This window comes from Cobetia sp. 29-18-1 (genome assembly GCF_029846405.1).
Classification (GTDB): domain Bacteria; phylum Pseudomonadota; class Gammaproteobacteria; order Pseudomonadales; family Halomonadaceae; genus Cobetia; species Cobetia amphilecti.
In genome coordinates this window covers 81,972-97,372 of record NZ_JARWKS010000002.1, presented here as the reverse complement: position 1 = coordinate 97,372, position 15,401 = coordinate 81,972, and the positions used below count along the sequence as shown (strand labels likewise).

Annotated in this window: 15 protein-coding genes; 7 read left to right on the top strand and 8 right to left on the bottom strand. The window is 61.7% G+C overall.

What is annotated here, in order from left to right; all coding sequences use genetic code 11:
- Positions 1 to 5 precede the first annotated feature (5 nt).
- The 7 genes from QD208_RS02210 to QD208_RS02180 all read left to right on the top strand — a co-directional run bounded on the left by QD208_RS02210 (position 6) and on the right by QD208_RS02180 (position 6,424).
- Positions 6 to 821: a DUF3261 domain-containing protein gene (locus QD208_RS02210; RefSeq protein WP_225347155.1), complete on the top strand. Its 816-nt coding sequence runs from the start codon at positions 6 to 8 to the stop codon at positions 819 to 821.
- Complete coding sequence (locus tag QD208_RS02205) at positions 814 to 2,133, top strand: beta-ketoacyl-ACP synthase (protein WP_225347156.1); 1,320 nt, start codon at positions 814 to 816, stop codon at positions 2,131 to 2,133. The genes QD208_RS02210 and QD208_RS02205 overlap by 8 nt, the downstream gene beginning before the upstream one ends.
- The gene (locus QD208_RS02200) at positions 2,127 to 2,735 is read left to right on the top strand and encodes a hotdog family protein (RefSeq protein WP_225347157.1); all 609 of its coding nucleotides are present in this window, start codon (positions 2,127 to 2,129) and stop codon (positions 2,733 to 2,735) included. Before QD208_RS02205 ends, QD208_RS02200 begins: the two co-directional genes overlap by 7 nt.
- Positions 2,735 to 3,508, top strand: coding sequence for a 3-oxoacyl-ACP reductase FabG (gene fabG, locus QD208_RS02195; RefSeq protein ID WP_225347158.1), 774 nt, complete (start codon positions 2,735 to 2,737; stop codon positions 3,506 to 3,508). Before QD208_RS02200 ends, fabG begins: the two co-directional genes overlap by 1 nt.
- Positions 3,508 to 4,767: a beta-ketoacyl-ACP synthase gene (locus tag QD208_RS02190; RefSeq protein ID WP_225347159.1), complete on the top strand. Its 1,260-nt coding sequence runs from the start codon at positions 3,508 to 3,510 to the stop codon at positions 4,765 to 4,767. Before fabG ends, QD208_RS02190 begins: the two co-directional genes overlap by 1 nt.
- 214 nt (positions 4,768 to 4,981) lie before the next feature.
- Positions 4,982 to 5,521: a heavy metal-binding domain-containing protein gene (locus tag QD208_RS02185; RefSeq protein WP_225347160.1), complete on the top strand. Its 540-nt coding sequence runs from the start codon at positions 4,982 to 4,984 to the stop codon at positions 5,519 to 5,521.
- A 33-nt stretch (positions 5,522 to 5,554) separates the two neighbouring features.
- On the top strand, positions 5,555 to 6,424 hold the full coding sequence (locus QD208_RS02180) for a hypothetical protein (RefSeq protein WP_225347161.1): 870 nt from the start codon (positions 5,555 to 5,557) through the stop codon (positions 6,422 to 6,424).
- Positions 6,425 to 6,436: 12 nt separating this feature from the next.
- On the opposite strand, the gene QD208_RS02175 is transcribed toward QD208_RS02180, so the two are convergent.
- The 8 genes from QD208_RS02175 to QD208_RS02140 all read right to left on the bottom strand — a co-directional run bounded on the left by QD208_RS02175 (position 6,437) and on the right by QD208_RS02140 (position 15,365).
- Positions 6,437 to 7,171 carry an NYN domain-containing protein gene (locus QD208_RS02175; protein ID WP_131432607.1) on the bottom strand — a complete coding sequence of 245 codons (735 nt, stop codon included), beginning with the start codon at positions 7,169 to 7,171 and terminating at the stop codon, positions 6,437 to 6,439.
- Positions 7,172 to 7,195: 24 nt separating this feature from the next.
- Positions 7,196 to 8,563: a biosynthetic peptidoglycan transglycosylase gene (locus tag QD208_RS02170; protein ID WP_225347162.1), complete on the bottom strand. Its 1,368-nt coding sequence runs from the start codon at positions 8,561 to 8,563 to the stop codon at positions 7,196 to 7,198.
- A 124-nt stretch (positions 8,564 to 8,687) separates the two neighbouring features.
- A complete protein-coding gene (locus QD208_RS02165; RefSeq protein WP_043331456.1) occupies positions 8,688 to 9,044 on the bottom strand; it encodes a RidA family protein in 357 nt (118 codons plus the stop codon).
- Positions 9,045 to 9,466: 422 nt separating this feature from the next.
- Positions 9,467 to 10,357 carry a universal stress protein gene (locus tag QD208_RS02160; protein ID WP_279835482.1) on the bottom strand — a complete coding sequence of 297 codons (891 nt, stop codon included), beginning with the start codon at positions 10,355 to 10,357 and terminating at the stop codon, positions 9,467 to 9,469.
- Positions 10,358 to 10,533: 176 nt separating this feature from the next.
- Positions 10,534 to 12,021 carry a SulP family inorganic anion transporter gene (locus QD208_RS02155; RefSeq protein ID WP_054555610.1) on the bottom strand — a complete coding sequence of 496 codons (1,488 nt, stop codon included), beginning with the start codon at positions 12,019 to 12,021 and terminating at the stop codon, positions 10,534 to 10,536.
- 264 nt (positions 12,022 to 12,285) lie between these two features.
- On the bottom strand, positions 12,286 to 13,335 hold the full coding sequence (locus tag QD208_RS02150; RefSeq protein ID WP_225347164.1) for a DMT family transporter: 1,050 nt from the start codon (positions 13,333 to 13,335) through the stop codon (positions 12,286 to 12,288).
- 6 nt (positions 13,336 to 13,341) lie between these two features.
- Positions 13,342 to 14,202 carry an HAD-IB family hydrolase gene (locus tag QD208_RS02145; protein ID WP_225347165.1) on the bottom strand — a complete coding sequence of 287 codons (861 nt, stop codon included), beginning with the start codon at positions 14,200 to 14,202 and terminating at the stop codon, positions 13,342 to 13,344.
- A gap of 134 nt (positions 14,203 to 14,336) precedes the next feature.
- Positions 14,337 to 15,365 carry a cyclodeaminase gene (locus QD208_RS02140; RefSeq protein WP_225347166.1) on the bottom strand — a complete coding sequence of 343 codons (1,029 nt, stop codon included), beginning with the start codon at positions 15,363 to 15,365 and terminating at the stop codon, positions 14,337 to 14,339.
- Positions 15,366 to 15,401: the final 36 nt, after the last annotated feature.

Genomic DNA, 15,401 nt, shown 5'->3' with positions numbered 1-15,401 from the left:
GCGTCATGAAAAACATGTCTTTCGCCTCTCACGCTGTTTCTACTGGGCTGCACACAGTCGGGCTGCGCTCAGCAGGGCTGCGCTCTACTGGGCTGCACACAGTCGGGCTGCGTTCAGCAGGGCTGCGCAGCCGCCTCGGGCTGGCCAGCCTTGCCGTGGCCGCCACGCTGCTGTTGAGCGGCTGCAGCCTGCTCGCCCCACAGCCGCTGGAGGCTGCCAGCCCGATGCCGGCGCTGGCGAGTCTCGAGCAGACCAGTACCCAACGTCTGATTCTGCGTGTGGCGCGTATAGAGAGTGATGACAACGCAAAACGGACTGTCGCTGTGGATGCCGAGGCTGGCGAGGGTGCGCAGGAGCAGAATCTGCCGCCTCTCATCGGCGTACTGCGTCAATCGCCCGAGGCCATGCGGCTGGTCATGCTCAGCGTGCAGGGCCAACGCCTGCTGACGCTGGTGCATGATGCCGACGGCAGCCGTTTCGAGAAGGCACGCCCCGAGGTACTCGAGAAGCTGCCCTTCAGCGCCGACTGGCTGGCGCGACGTATCGCCTGGGTGCACTGGCCGCAGGCCGCGATCGATGACGCCTTTGCGAACACAGGCTGGCAGCTGGTACAACGCGGCGACTGGCAACAAAGTCGCCAGCCCGCGCAGCGCATCATCACGCAAGATGGTGTGACCATCGCCGAGCTGACCCGCGATGCCAGTGGCAGCGTGACCCTGCGCGACCCGGCGGCCGACATGCAGCTGACGCTGGAACCGCTGGCAGCGCCCAGCACACAGAACGCCCCTGACGACTCACCGGAAGCTCCCGCGCATGACTGAATCTGTTGCAACCGTGGCCACCGCTACCCCCAAGGGCCGCGACACTGGCAACGCCTGCCGCCTGTCTCGCCCCGGCATCGTCTGCCCGCTGGGCGCAGACCACGGCCTGATCAGCAGTGCGCTGTTCAGCGCCAGCCGTGGCCTGCGTGTCAGTGATGACTTCAGCCCCGGCACGCCGCTGTCGCTGGGGCGCGTCACCGCGCGGCTGGTGGATGACAGCGACTGGCCGGCCCCGCTGCGCTCACGCAACAACCGCCTGCTGGCCACCGCGCTTGAGCAGTTGGCACCGGAACTTGAAGCCCTCAAGCGTCAGGGCATCGCGCCGGAGCGCATTGGCGTGGTGCTCGGTACCAGCACCTCCGGCATCGGCGAGACGGAAGCCGCGATGGACGCCCAGCGCGCCGCCGTCGCCCAGGGCACGCCGAGCGCCGACAGCTGGCCGCAAAGCTTTGAATATCGTCGTCAGGAACTGGGCGCACCCGCCGAGTGTGTCGCCTGGCTGAGCGGCGCGCGTGGGCCGATCTACACCCTGTCCACCGCCTGCACCTCCAGCGCCAAGGCCTTGGCCAGTGCACGTCGTCTGCTGGCCTCCGGCCAGTGCGATGCGGTGATCGCCGGCGGTGCCGACAGCCTGTGCCACATGACGGTGAAGGGCTTCATGAGTCTGGAGGCCGTCAGCCGCAAGCAGAGCCAGCCGCTGGGAGCCGAGCGCGATGGCATCAATCTGGGCGAGGCCGCAGTACTGTTCGTGGTCACGCCGGAGCGCGGCGGCGTACAGCTGACCGGCGTCGGCGAATCCAGCGATGCCCACCATATTTCCGCGCCCTGCCCCGATGGCAGCGGCGCCGAGGCCGCCATGCGCGGCGCGCTCGCCAGTGCCGGCCGCGCCCCCGGTGAGATCGACTACATCAACCTGCACGGCACCGCCACGCCGCTGAATGACGCGATGGAAAGCCTCGCCATCAGCCGCCTGTTCGGTGCAGATGCCGACTCTGACACCGGTTCTGATATCGATCACGCCCGTCTGCCCGCCGTCAGCTCGACCAAGGCCCTTACCGGCCATACGCTGGGCGCCTGCGGGGCGCTGGAAGCCGCCTTCTGCTGGCTGGCGCTGGAACATGGCCGCCTGCCGCCGCATGCCACGCCGCGTGAGGCGCTGGACCCGACGCTGCCTGCGCTCAACATCGTCTATCGTGACCGCCCCGAGACCCCGCCGCTGCGGGTGATGAGCAATGCCTTCGCCTTCGGCGGCAACAATATCTCGCTGGTGCTGGAGCGCCACACCACCGACCCGGAGTCCTCTGCATGCTGACCCCGAGCACCGACTCAGTTTCCCTTGCTGGCGCTGAGGTGCAGCCCCGTGAGGCGCGCTATCCCGCCATGCCCTGCGCCATCGGCCCCTATGTGCCCCATGATGCCGGCATGTGCCTGCTGGATAGCGTGCTGCGCTGTGACGAGCATTCGCTGAGCGCCGACATCACCCCGACGCCAGACAATCTGTTCGCCGAGCCGGACGACGACGGCCAGGCCGTGATTCCCGCCTGGGTCGGGCTTGAGTGGATGGCGCAGGCCATCGCCGCCTGGTCGGGCCTGCAGGCTGCGCGCAGCGGCCAGCCGCCGCGAGTCGGCTTTCTGCTCGGGAGTCGCCGCTATGAGAGCGAAGTCGCCGCCTTTTCCTGCGACTGTCGCTGGCTGATTCATGTTCAGCTCGACTATCGCGCCGACAACGGGCTGGGCGCCTTCGAGGCCACCATCAGCGACGAGCACGGCGCCACTGTCGCGCGTGCCGGCGTCAATGTCTTCGAGCCGGCGCCCGAGCCGCTGCCCTCCGCGGCGTCTACGCAAGAGACCGCACAAGAATCCTCACCCGGACAGCAGGATGCTGCCGGTGCCTCATCGCAAGGTAATGTCTGATGTCTGTCACACCCCTCGCTACTGAAACTGCCACCGCTGCCCCTGAAGCACGCGAGTGGATTCTGGTCACCGGCTCCAGCCGTGGTATCGGCCGCGCCATCGCGCTGCGTCTGGCCCGCGAAGGCTACAACCTGGTGCTGCATTGTCGCTCGCGCCGTGACGCCGCCGAGGAGGTCGCGCGTGAGATCAGCGCCCTGGGCGGCGAATCGCGCATCCTCAGCTTCGATGTCGCCGACCGTGACGCCGCACGCAGCGCGCTGGAAGCCGATATCGAGGCCCACGGCTGCTGCTACGGGGTGGTCTGCAATGCCGGTATCCATGCCGACAACGCCTTCCCGGCGCTCACCGATGAAGACTGGGACAGCGTGATCCGCACCAACCTCGATGGCTTCTACAACGTCATCAAGCCGCTTTCCATGCCGCTGGTACGCCGCCGCAAGCCGGGGCGCATCATCGTGATATCCTCGGTGTCGGGCATGATGGGCAATCGGGGTCAGGTCAACTATTCCGCCGCCAAGGCGGGGCTGATCGGCGCGGTCAAGGCACTTGCGGTGGAGCTGGCCAAGCGCCGCATCACCGTCAATGCCGTCGCACCGGGCGTCATCGCCACCGAGATGACCGAAGGCGTCGAGATGGAAGAGGCGCTGAAGATGATTCCCATGCGCCGCGCAGGGGAAGCCGAGGAAGTCGCCGCCACCGTGGCCTTCCTGTGCTCGAAGGACGCCGGCTACATCACCCGCCAGACCATCGCGGTGAACGGGGGGATGTTCTGATGACGACTTCCTCTCAGGCACTGCGCGGCAGACGTGTCGTGGTCACCGGCATGCATGGCTTCTCGCCCATCGGCAATGACTGGCCGACCCTGCGCGCCAACCTGGCCGCCGGGCGCACCGGCATCCGCTATATCGAGGACTGGGACAAGTACGACGGCCTCAACACCCGCCTCGGCGCGCCGGTCAACGATTTCGAACTGCCCAGTCACTACAACCGTCGCGCGCTGCGCAGCATGGGCCGTGTGGCGCAGCTGGCGACCCGCTCCAGCGAACTGGCGCTGGAAGCGGCCGGCCTGAGTGACAGCCCGCTCAAGGAGAGCGGCCAGATGGGCATCGCCTACGGCGCCTCGGCCGGTGAGCCGGATGCGGTGGCCGACTTCGGCAACATGCTGCTCAACCACTCCACCGACGGGCTCAGCGCCAATTCCTATATCCGCATGATGGCGCACACCGCGCCGGTCAATATCGGCGTGTTTCTCGGTATCAAGGGGCGGATTCACACCACCTCCAGCGCCTGCACCTCCGGCAGCCAGGGCATCGGTTACGCCTATGAGGCGATCCGCTTCGGCCGCCAGACCGCGATGGTCGCCGGTGGCTGCGAGGAGCTGTCCGCCGCCGACGCCGCCGTGTTCGATACCCTGTTCGCCACCAGCACCTGCAATGAGCGCCCGGACCTGTCACCGCGGCCCTTCGATGCCGAACGTGATGGCCTGGTGATCGGTGAAGGCGCCGGCACGCTGATTCTGGAAGAGCTGGAGCACGCCCTGGCGCGCGGCGCGACCATCCACGCCGAGATTCTCGGCTTCGGCACCAACTCCGATGGCCGTCACGTCACCCAGCCGGACGCCAACATGATGGAGGCCGCGATGCGCATGGCGCTGGAGGATGCCGGTGTCGAGGCCTCAGAGATCGGCTATGTCAGCGCCCATGGCACCGCCACCGAGCGCGGCGATATCGCCGAGAGCCATGCCACCCATGCGGTGTTTGGCGATTCCACGCCGATCAGCGCCTTCAAGAGTTACACCGGCCATACGCTGGGCGCCTGTGGCGCGCTGGAGGCCTGGATCGCCATCGAGATGATGCGTGATGGCTGGTTCCACGGCACCGCCAATCTCACCAGTCTCGACCCGCGCTGTGCGCAGCTCGACTACCTCACCGGCGCAGGCCGCGAGATCGAGACGGACACCGTGATGAGCAACAACTTCGCCTTCGGTGGCATCAATACCTCGCTGATTCTGCGTCGCTGGCAGGGCGAGTGAGTCACTGGCAATCTGATCTGGCGCCAGTCATTACGCTTCGCGCTGACGCCTTTGCAGGGTGTCGCCAACGTACGACTTTGCAGCGGGTCGGATCTGGCGCAAGATACGCGCCCGCTGCATGGTCTATGGTGTGATTGGCTCACGCCCCTGGCTGGCTGACGGCGCTATTCACTGGCGTCGCGCCAGTCAATCACCCTGTTAGGAGAGGTCTCAGATGGCGTCACGTTCTGCTCAGTCGCTCGCATCCTCGAAACGTTCCACGGCACCTGCCACGCGCACTCGCTCGGGTCGCGCCTCGCGTGTGCTGACACTGGTGTCTGCACTGCTGCTCGGCTCTGCGGGGCTTGTGGCCTCCGCCCCGGCGGTGGCGCGGGACACGCAGCACTTCCTGCCGATCATGCCGGTGATGGCCAGCACCGCGGCCAGTCAGCGACTGGGCAAGGACGTGGCTTTCTTCTTCGGTGACAAGCAGCCCTACGAGCGGATCGAGAAGCGCGGCTGGGCGCGGGTGAACCCGAAGACCAACGCCACCAACAAGAGCGATGCGGAAGCCTGTCGCTGGGTGTTCCTGTCGGCGCTGCGTGAGCTGCAGGAAAAGGCGCGCGAATATGGGGCCAATGCGGTCATCAACATTCGCAGCGACTATGACAAGGTGCCCTACTCCAGCAGCGAGAAGTACGAGTGCCATGCGGGTAATATCGTCGCGGGCGTCGCGTTGCGTGGGGATCTGGTGATCCTGCATCCGAAGAACTGATTCGCCATCATGACGGCCAGGCAAGGCGAGGGTGTGAGCGAGACAAGTAAGCCGGTTGAGGATAACTCGGCAATCGAGCCTGCGGCGCGCCCGACCGACCACCCCGCCTACCGCTGCGTGGTGCTGGGGCATGCTGCAGCGGATGGCTCCGCTTCGCTGAGCACTGGTTCACTGAGCAGTGGTTCGCTGAGCAGTGATTCGCCATGCATTGAGCCGCTGAGCGTCGGGCGGCCAAGCATTGAGCCGCTGATCTCGCATGATCCCCACGCCCTCGCCGCTTCCTTGGCGTCTGCGACTGGCGGCGCTGCCCGCGCCTTGGCGAATCACTGCTCTGCATCATCCCCTCGGCCAGCCCGCCTGTGGCTGGCCGAGGCGTGTGTGCTGCCAGCATCCTGTGCTGATTCGGCTGCTCCCTCTATCAACTCCTCGGCGGATGCTTCACGCCGTCGCTCGCTGCGCGCTCGCCAGCCGGATGTGGATAACGCGGACACCCCCGTGTCATCTGCCAAGGCCCGCCGTCGCCAGCAACGTGAAGCCGAGTCACACCTCGCTCGCCTCCTGCTAGGTGAACTCGCCGCGGCCCAAGGCATTGTGCTGCCACTGACCGACTGGTCGCCGCGTGGCCAGGCACCCCATCACCCTGCGCTACCGGCAGGCTTCTACGTCTCCATCGCCCACCGCCACGGCCATGTACTCGTCGGCCTCGCCACCGCCCCGCTCGGGCTGGACCTCGAATACCGCAACCCCCGCCACGCCCACGACCTCGACGCCCGCATCGCCATGCTGCCCCAGGACGCACGCGAACACCTCGCCGAGGCATCACACCTCAGCGAGACAGAACGACTGGACGGGTTTTATCGAGAATGGGTGAGGTATGAGGCGGCGTTCAAGTTAATAAGATAATGCGTCTTAAGCTCAGGATTTCCTAGCATCTCTGATATACATGGCAGTTCCATTGCCACGCATTTCTATGGAAAACAGTTCTGATGCTCTAACTAAATCCCCAAGCTTTTTATACCCATAATTAATAGATGAAAAAGAACTTTTATTAGACATATAATGTCCCACTCGGCCTAATAAAGACCACCCATCGTCTTCTGAAGATTGCTCTGCAGCGTTTCTTAGCAAATTGACTAATGCTGTATCACTTCTAAGCTCATTCCTACATCTTGGAACTTGGCTACTATCATCTGGTATATCCGTAACTGGCTCTTCATAATACAATTTTTCAGTATATATAAATGTCGAACAAGCATCTACAAAAGGTCTCGGAGTCTTTTGCTCTCCAAAACCATAGACAGGGAATCCTCCTTCAAGCAGCCTCAAGACTAATGGTGTAAAATCGCTATCACTAGTCATGAGCGCAAAAAGATCAATATTACCACTATAGAGGAGATCCATAGCATCTATAATCATTGCAGAGTCAGTAGCATTTTTACCTTTCGTAAAGGCAAACTGCTGCATAGGCCTTATAGCATTTGGATGAAGCTTTTCAATCCATCCTGATAGCAAAGGGCTGTTCCAATCACCATGGGCATGTCTGACATTAACCACACCATATTTTGCAAGCTCTTCTAGAACCCCTTCAATTGAATTATGACTAACATTGTCACAATCTATCAAAAGCGCAATCCGTTGCTCTCCAGCCATCAGCTCATCCCCTTGTTAGAAGTTTTAGTGGTTACAAAAATTATTTCTTAAGTACTCAACACCTTCAGTAGTATTATTTTCAACCAGTCCCTTTGCAACCATTTCATCATATATTTCAATAATTTTCACGACATCATCCATGGAAATTTTATCATCATCGAGTAAAGCTTGTAATATCTGTCTAATCCTCTTGCCATATATTTTTGACCTGACATTTGATAAACGCTCTATCAAGAAGAATGACTGCGCAATAGAGAAGCTACGCTCGATACCCCCAAAGAAATATTTAGATGCTTGAATTACCCCCATAACCCTGAACTCATACCTTACGGAAGACAAGTACATATCTAGCTGCTCGTCTTTATCTATAACTTTAGTAAACCACTTGGCTAAAAGTATCTCTACAATCTTTCTTCTTTTTGTTTTACTAAAATCTTTTATAAACAATGTACGAACTAACTGCTGTGTAATAGTCGAGCCACCTGACCTTGGGTGCAATTTCAACGAGGACAATATAACTCTTGCAAGCCCCTTCCAACTCACACCGCTGTGACGGTAAAACTCTTTATCCTCTATTCGCACTGCAATTTGCTTGAGGGCCTTTAAGTCAATATTTAATCTCTGAGCTTCGTATACAGATAATTTTGCATGATAAACAATATGCTCTATTCGCTCCTCGACTTTTAACGAGAGTAGCTTAGACACATACTGAGTAAAAACAAGAAGCATACTCTCGTGCTTATCTAGCAAAGCGTGCCTATATAGGAAACAAAAGGCAACAAAAGCAAGGAATGATGCTGGAACAGAGACAACCAGATCAGCATTCAAAGTAGAAGCTATTGACAACCCGCCTACATCTAACAAAATAGTCAAAATAAAATATATTACAAAAGCCGAGATTCCTGATATGGCATAGCATGGATATGCTACGTAAGTTTTCCAGCCTGGAAACATACGTATGGCAAATGGTTCATTAGCTCCTTCAATCCGCCAATTAGGAAGAACGAGCTGAAACTCACCATATTTAACACCGAGCACAGTTCTCAAAACAACTACTTTTCTAGCCGCATATACTATTGATTTTTGTCTTGCAGCAAAATGAAACAAAAATAGAACAGTAAATAGAATAGTGATAATGAGAAAAGCAAAAAGCATAGACTCAACTGGCATCAAAAAATCTTTATTACCTGTAATGCTTTCCAATTTACCTAAAGTCAGTGAACCGAATGCTGCACCTATTACAATCGCGATATTAGCCGCGCTCAAGAAGACCTTCTCTTCCGTTTCTAACGTTTTTGACGCTGACCTATACTCTTCAAGAATCATTTCATTATTATCAAACTTAAACGTTGGGTAGTGCTGCTTCCAACCTGGGTTATCGCCACTATTCATCCAAAACCACCTATAAGCCCATCATGCAAAGAAAACATTTCTTAACACTTATACCCTAAACGACTAATAATAAAAAACCCCGCCAGAGAAATCTCTGCCGGGGTTAGGAAAACCATACTGCGAGTTACTTAACAGCGGCGACCACGGTAATTTCACACAGCAGTTCCGGGCTGGCCATGGCGGCTTGTACACAGGCGCGGGCGGGGGCGTGACCTTGTGGCACCCAGGTGTCCCAGATGTCGTTGAAGGTCTTGAAGTCGTCCATTGTCTTGAGATAGACGGTGGCGGAGAGCAGGTGCTCGCGGTCGGTGCCGACTTCTTCCAGCAGCGCATCGACACGCGCGAGCATGCTGTTGGCCTGGTCCGTGATATTCCCGAAGCGATGGTCCGGACCGGCGACCTGGCCACACAGGTAGATGGTGTTGTTGTGGATCACGGCGCGGCTCATGCGCGGCTTGGTGTCATGGCGTTGGATGTTCATCGAGAGTGTCCTTGTGCTGTTCTTCTTGGGTAGTGAAAAAATGCCCCCAGCGGTGCTGATACAGAAAAGACCGCTAGCGAAGCAGGGTGAGGTCAGTCCTTCAGCGTTCCAGATTCGCGCGAGCGGCGCAACGCGACCTGCGGAGAATATTACCCTGCATCAGAAGAACCTGTGGTTTCAGTTATGGGGGCTCTTGTGATGGCTCTTGTGGTGGCTCTTGTGGTGACAGCTGTTGTTTCACGCGTGCTGCCGGTGATGCAGGAAAACGTGCGTGAACTCAAGACTGCCGGTATACGAAGACACCCGCCAGACAGCAAGACGCCGCGCCCGAGAGATTACGGAAGCGCGGCGTCACGGCAATGATGGAACGGCTCGCTCATCAGCCAATGCTCATAGAGCCGCCTGAGCGCCTCAGGGATGGCTCAGCGCAGGATCAGCAGCGGCACCGTGGCGTTGCGAATCATCCCGGTGGTGGTGCTGCCGACCAGCAGCTGACGGATGCGCGAGTGGCCATAGGCGCCCATCACCAGCATGTCGATGGCGTGTTCCTTGGCATATTCGCGCAGGCAGGCTTCCACCTCTCCTGCTCTGAAGCTGGCCTGCACGCTGAAACCTGCCGCGGTGAGGGTGTCGCGCGCGGCGTCCAGCGGAGCCTGATGTTCCACCGACTCCGCGCCGACCATCACCAGATGCAGCTCCGCGCCTTGCAGCAGCGGGCTTGCCGCCAATACCTCGACGGCGCGCTTGATGGTGGTGCTGCAATCGAAGGCGATCAGCACCCGCGTCGGCTGATTGAACTCGCCCGGCACCACCAGCACCGGACGATGCAGACTGCGAATCACGCGCTCCAGATTGCTGCCCAGGTGCTCGCTGGCCTGCTCCGCCCCTTCGCCGCGCTTGCCGATCACCAGCAGGCGAATCTCGTCTTCCAGCTCCGCGAGGGTCTCGACCAGCTCTCCATTGCGCTGGCGTGGACGCGGCTCCGCGATACCCGCCTGCACGGCGCGCTCGTAGGCGGCCTCCAGCATCAGGCGGCCCTGCTCCTGGGCGATACGCCCGCGTTGCTCATCCAGGGTGGCGAGCTCTTCCAGCAGATGCTCGCGCGCACCGAGCCCGATACTGCCGGAGAGATCACTGTTGGTCTCGCCCGCCCCTTCCTGGCGGTCGATCACATGCAGGAAGCTCAGCGGCGCCGAGAGACGTTGGCTTGCCCATACGGCGGCATCACACACGGAGACGGCAAAGGCGGAGCCGTCAATGCAGGCGGTGACCTTGTCATGGCCTGTCAGGGCACTGGCAGAGGATTGGCTCATGGCGTGCTTCCTTATGCTGACGATCAAGGTGGCGCTTCAGGCGCCTGTTTCGAGATTACCACTTTCCGACCCTACCAACGCAAACGGCGGGCAGCCCGTGAAGGACTGCCCGCCGTCTTTACGCATCAATCACGCTGCTGGCGCCGCCCTCGATCAGGCGGGTGGCGCCAACGGGATCAATGCCCCATCAGTTTCTCGACCGCATCCGGCTTGTCATGCACCGCGAAGCGATCCACCAGCGTGGCGCTGGCTTCGTTGAGGCCACGCACCTCGACCTCGGTACCCTCGCGGCGGAACTTGACCACCACGGTGTCCAGCGCGCCGATGGCGGTGATGTCCCAGAAGTGTGCACGGCTGACGTCGATGACGACACGCTCGACGGTCTCCTTGAGGTCAAAACCGGCCTGGAACTGCTCGCTGGAGGCGAAGAACACCTGACCGACCACGCGGTATTCGCGGGTACGACCATCGGCATTCATGTCGCTGCCGATATGCAGCACCTGACCGATCTTGTTGGCGAAGAACAGCGCCGAGAGCAGCACGCCGACCAGTACGCCGATCGCCAGGTTGTGGGTCGCGACCACGACGGCCACGGTGCCCAGCATGACGATGTTGGTGGACATCGGGTGGGTCTTGAGGTCACGGATCGACTGCCAGGAGAAGGTGCCGATGGAGACCATGATCATCACCGCGACCAGTGCGGCCATCGGAATCTGCGAGACCCACGGGCCGAGGAACACGACCAGGATCAGCAGCACGACACCCGCCACCATGGTGGAGAGACGCGTACGACCGCCGGACTTCACGTTGATCATCGTCTGGCCGATCATCGCGCAACCCGCCATGCCGCCAAGGAAGCCGGTGACGACGTTGGCCGCGCCCTGGCCCTTGCACTCACGGTTCTTGTCGGACGGCGTATCGGTCAGATCATCGACCAGGGTGGCCGTCATCAGGGATTCCAGCAGGCCCACGACCGCCAGCGGCAGCGAGTACGGCAGGATGATCCACAGGGTTTCCAGATTGAAGGGGATGTCCGGAATCAGGAACACCGGCAGGCTGTCCGGCAGCTCGCCCATGTCGCCGACGGTGCGGATATCCAGACCGACGACCATCGCGAAGATGGTGAGCACGATGATGCAGACCAGCGGCGACGGCAGCAGCTTGCCGACCTTCGGCACCAGCGGCAGCAGGTAGATGATGCCGAGACCGGCCGCCGTCATGGCGTAGACGTGCCAGGTGACGTTGGTCAGCTCCGGCAGCTGGGCCATGAAGATCAGGATCGCCAGCGCATTCACGAAGCCGGTGACCACCGAGCGCGACACGAAGCGCATCAGCGAGCCGAGCTTGAAGTAGCCGAAGATGATCTGGATCACGCCGGTCAGCACGGTGGCGGCCAGCAGGTATTCCAGGCCGTGGTCCTTGACCAGGTCGACCATCAGCAGTGCCATGGCACCGGTGGCGGCGGAGATCATGCCCGGACGGCCACCGGCGATGGCGGTCACCACGGCGATGGAGAAGGAGGCATACAGGCCGACCTTGGGGTCGACACCGGCAATGATGGAAAAGGCGATGGCTTCGGGGATCAGGGCCAACGCCACCACCAGGCCGGACAGGATGTCGGGCCGGAGGTTGGAGAGCCACTGCTGTTTGAGGCTGCTTGTCATCGAGTCGTCCGCAACAGGTTGGGGAAGGTGGTGTGCGTGCTGGATCCTGGCGCTGTCGAGTCAGTCTGGCGTCCGGTTGTTGCAATCTTCATCACTGCCGTCAGGGGCAGTGCCGCTCGCGCCTGGCTCGCGTCGTGAAGTCGCCGTCGTTTCCGATCGCCCTGTGGCTTTCTTCGCGCCATGAGCTATTCGCTCCGGTCGCCGTGAGGCGTCCAGAGGGCTGTCATTTGACAGTGAATAAACTCGGGGATGGGCGGGATTGTATCAGTTGCCGCCCGCAGACGCATCCGCAGAAGGCGTGCGCGTGGCCTGCAGGTGACGCAGGCGGCGGTCGATCAGGCTCTTGATCAGCATCGCGCCCAGCACCATGGCGCCGCCCACCCAGCCGCGCACGGTCAGCGACTCGTCCAGCACCCACCACACCCACAGGATGCCGAACACGCTTTCCAGCAGCATCAGCAGCGCCACCTCGGCGGACGGCAGATACAGCGGACCACGCTGGATCAGCGTGAAGCCCAGCGGCGATAGCACCAGACACAGCAGCACCAGCCAGCCGGCGCGCCGGGCGAAATCATCGCTGTGCGAGGGCCATAGCTGGGTGAGCACGCTCTCGAGGCCCTCTGCTGCACCCTCCCCAGCACCAGAGACCGCCAACCACGTGCAGGCCAGCAGGCCGCACAGCGCGGTCAGCAGTCCCGACAGTGTCAGCATCGGGCTCATGTCGAGGCCCGGGCGCGTACGGCACAGCGTGAAGTTGCCCGCCAGTGACAGGCTGCAGCCCAGCGCGAGCAGATTGCCGGTCAGTGAGCCGTTGCCCGCCTCGTCCATCACCAGCAGCGTGATGCCCGCCAGCGAGACCAGAATCGCGCCCCATACATGGCGCGGCTGACGCTCGCCCAGCCATAGCCGCGACATCAGCGCCGCGAACAGCGGACTGGCAGCGAGGATGATCAGCACATTGCCGGCGCGGGTGTATTGATTGGCGAGCACGAAGCCCAGCGTGGAGCCGGTGAACAGCAGCGCGACCCACAGCCCCGTACGCCCGCAGCCACGCATGCGCGCCAGCGCACTGGCGAAGCGCTGGCCTGGCCCGCCGCGCTGGGTGAGCAGCAGAATCAGCGCAAAGCCGATGGCCGTCAGCAGGCCGCGCCAGAACACCAGCGGGCCATCGGCGACATCGGCGAGGCGCAGCAACAGCGCATCCGGCGAGATCAGCAACACGCCCAGCGCCGTCAGCGCGACGCCGCGCGCCTGCAGGGCTCTGGCATCCGGGCCGTGATCGCGGGAAAGATGGGAGTCAGTCGACGGCTGCATGCACGCTCAGTCCGATTCGATGGACAGGTGCGACTGGCGCCAGTCGACCACCGGCCAGCCACGCGCTTCGGCGAACTGGCGCAGCGGCGCATCCGGCTGGGTGGCGTGGGGATGATCGACCCGCTCGAGCAGCGGCAGGTCGTTGTGGGAATCGGAGTAGCCCCACAGTGCCTGCGGCGCACGCTTGAGCTGGCTGGCGTCTTCCAGCCAGGCATCCAGCGCCGCCAGCTTGCCTTCGCGGAAGGTGACGATGCCGGTGGTCTCGCCGGTGAAGCGGCCCTCTTCATCGAAGGCAGGATGGGTGGCCAGCGCGCCATCGGCGGTCAGACGACTGGCGATGGGGCCGACCAGATGATGCATGGAGGCGGAGATGATCAGGGTGCGATGGCCCGCCTCGCCGTGTTCGGCCAGCCGTGCGATGCCGCCTTCCAGCAGACGCGGCATTACCATTTCTTCCACGAAATCATCGACTTCACGACGCACCTCATCGCGATGCCGTCCGATGAGCGGGCTGAGCAGATGGCCGGTATGCTCGTGGATATCTAGGGTGCCGGCGTGATACTCGCTCTGGTGGCGCTCGCCGATGGCCATGAAGGCATCGACATCCTCGATCCAGCCACAGGCGGCCATCCAGCGCATCCACATGCCGGTGCAGTCGCCATCGAGCAGGGTATCGTCGAGATCGAACACCGCCAGCGGGGAATCCAGCTGGCAGAAATGGCGCAGATACCCCTCACCCGGCGGCGATAGCGGTGGCAGCAGCGTCACGGCATCGCAGTCGGCACAGAGATCCGCCAGCGGTGAGCGGCGGACCTCTACCCCGGGGGCAGCATTGAGGGCGCGCGGCGCAGCAGAGGGTGAGGGCATGGTTCGAGTCACGACAGGCTCCGAGTGGACGAGGGAGTCAACGGCTTCCTGCCGTTACTGCGTGACCCTCGCATGCGGCGCCGCGCTGGGCAAGTCCGTCGCGCCTTCATGACCCGCAGTCGCTGCGCGCGGCGCTAGCGCTGGGCGAGTCGAGCGAGCGCCAGACTGGCAATCGCGGTGTCCTGCACGCCGGTGCCGGTAAGGTCTGCCACCGTGATGAGGGTATCAGTGGCGGTTTCAGCCTGTTCACCGCTGTTCTGGTCACCGCTGTTCTGGTCACCGTCACGCAGACGACGCCCATCGGCCAGCAGCTTGCCCAGCTCGTACACCTCGCATGCCTTGGCCTGGTCTTCATCCAGCCCCTTGAGCTCCCCATTGATTTCCGACTGGGCGCGGCTGTCACACACGAAGTAGTCGCAATCGGTCAGCACGTCGGCTTCCAGCTCGCGCTTCTCGGGGCTGTCGGAGCCCATCGCGGTGACATGCACGCCTTCCGGCAGCATCGAGTATTCCAGCAGCGGCGTGTGAGACGGCGTGGCGGTGATGATGATATCGGCGTTCTGACACACCGCATGCAGGCTGTCATGGCTGCGCACGGTGAGTCCCAGGCGCTGCTCGGTGTCGCGCGCGAAGCGCTCGCCGCGCTCCTTGTCGCGTGCCCAGACATCGACACTCTCGATATCGCGCACCAGTCGCAGCGCTTCCAGCTGCAGGCTCGCCTGCTCACCGGCGCCGATCAGTGCGACGCGCTTGCTGTCGGGGCGTGACAGGGCCTCTGCCGCCACGGCACCGGCCAGCGCGGTGCGAATGGCGGTGAGATAGCCACCGTCATCCAGCAGGGCCTTGGCCAGCCCCGTCTCGGCGGAGAACACCACCATCAGGCCATTGAGGCTTGGCAAGCCGCGGGCGGGATTGTTGAAGAAGCCGGGGCTGATCTTGATCGCGAAGTGCTTGAGCCCCTGAATGTGGGCGGTCTTGACGTCCACCTCGCCGTTGGCCTCCTCGATGGCCATCGACAGGATCGGCGGCTGCACCACCTTGCCTTGGCCCAGCGCGATGAAGGCATCGCGAATGGTGCCCAGTGCCGTGGCGTCCAGCCCCACGACCTGCTCGATCTGTTCACGGGAATACGTCTGCATGCTTTCTTGAGTCGGTTCCGTCATGCGCCCTCCTCCTGATGTGCCATCATCTGTCTCACG

Excerpts from the sequence above, each read along its gene's own strand:
- QD208_RS02210 (WP_225347155.1), top strand. The coding sequence starts at position 6 with ATGAAAAACATGTCTTTCGCCTCTCACGCTGTTTCTACTGGGCTGCAC.
- QD208_RS02165 (WP_043331456.1), bottom strand. The coding sequence starts at position 9,044 with ATGAACATCCAACGCCATGACACCAAGCCGCGCATGAGCCGCGCCGTG.
- QD208_RS02190 (WP_225347159.1), top strand. The coding sequence starts at position 3,508 with ATGACGACTTCCTCTCAGGCACTGCGCGGCAGACGTGTCGTGGTCACC.
- fabG (WP_225347158.1), top strand. The coding sequence starts at position 2,735 with ATGTCTGTCACACCCCTCGCTACTGAAACTGCCACCGCTGCCCCTGAA.
- QD208_RS02155 (WP_054555610.1), bottom strand. The coding sequence starts at position 12,021 with ATGACAAGCAGCCTCAAACAGCAGTGGCTCTCCAACCTCCGGCCCGAC.
- QD208_RS02160 (WP_279835482.1), bottom strand. The coding sequence starts at position 10,357 with ATGAGCCAATCCTCTGCCAGTGCCCTGACAGGCCATGACAAGGTCACC.
- QD208_RS02175 (WP_131432607.1), bottom strand. The coding sequence starts at position 7,171 with ATGGCTGGAGAGCAACGGATTGCGCTTTTGATAGATTGTGACAATGTT.
- QD208_RS02200 (WP_225347157.1), top strand. The coding sequence starts at position 2,127 with ATGCTGACCCCGAGCACCGACTCAGTTTCCCTTGCTGGCGCTGAGGTG.
- QD208_RS02170 (WP_225347162.1), bottom strand. The coding sequence starts at position 8,563 with ATGAATAGTGGCGATAACCCAGGTTGGAAGCAGCACTACCCAACGTTT.
- QD208_RS02145 (WP_225347165.1), bottom strand. The coding sequence starts at position 14,202 with ATGCCCTCACCCTCTGCTGCGCCGCGCGCCCTCAATGCTGCCCCCGGG.
- QD208_RS02205 (WP_225347156.1), top strand. The coding sequence starts at position 814 with ATGACTGAATCTGTTGCAACCGTGGCCACCGCTACCCCCAAGGGCCGC.
- QD208_RS02140 (WP_225347166.1), bottom strand. The coding sequence starts at position 15,365 with ATGACGGAACCGACTCAAGAAAGCATGCAGACGTATTCCCGTGAACAG.
- QD208_RS02185 (WP_225347160.1), top strand. The coding sequence starts at position 4,982 with ATGGCGTCACGTTCTGCTCAGTCGCTCGCATCCTCGAAACGTTCCACG.
- QD208_RS02150 (WP_225347164.1), bottom strand. The coding sequence starts at position 13,335 with ATGCAGCCGTCGACTGACTCCCATCTTTCCCGCGATCACGGCCCGGAT.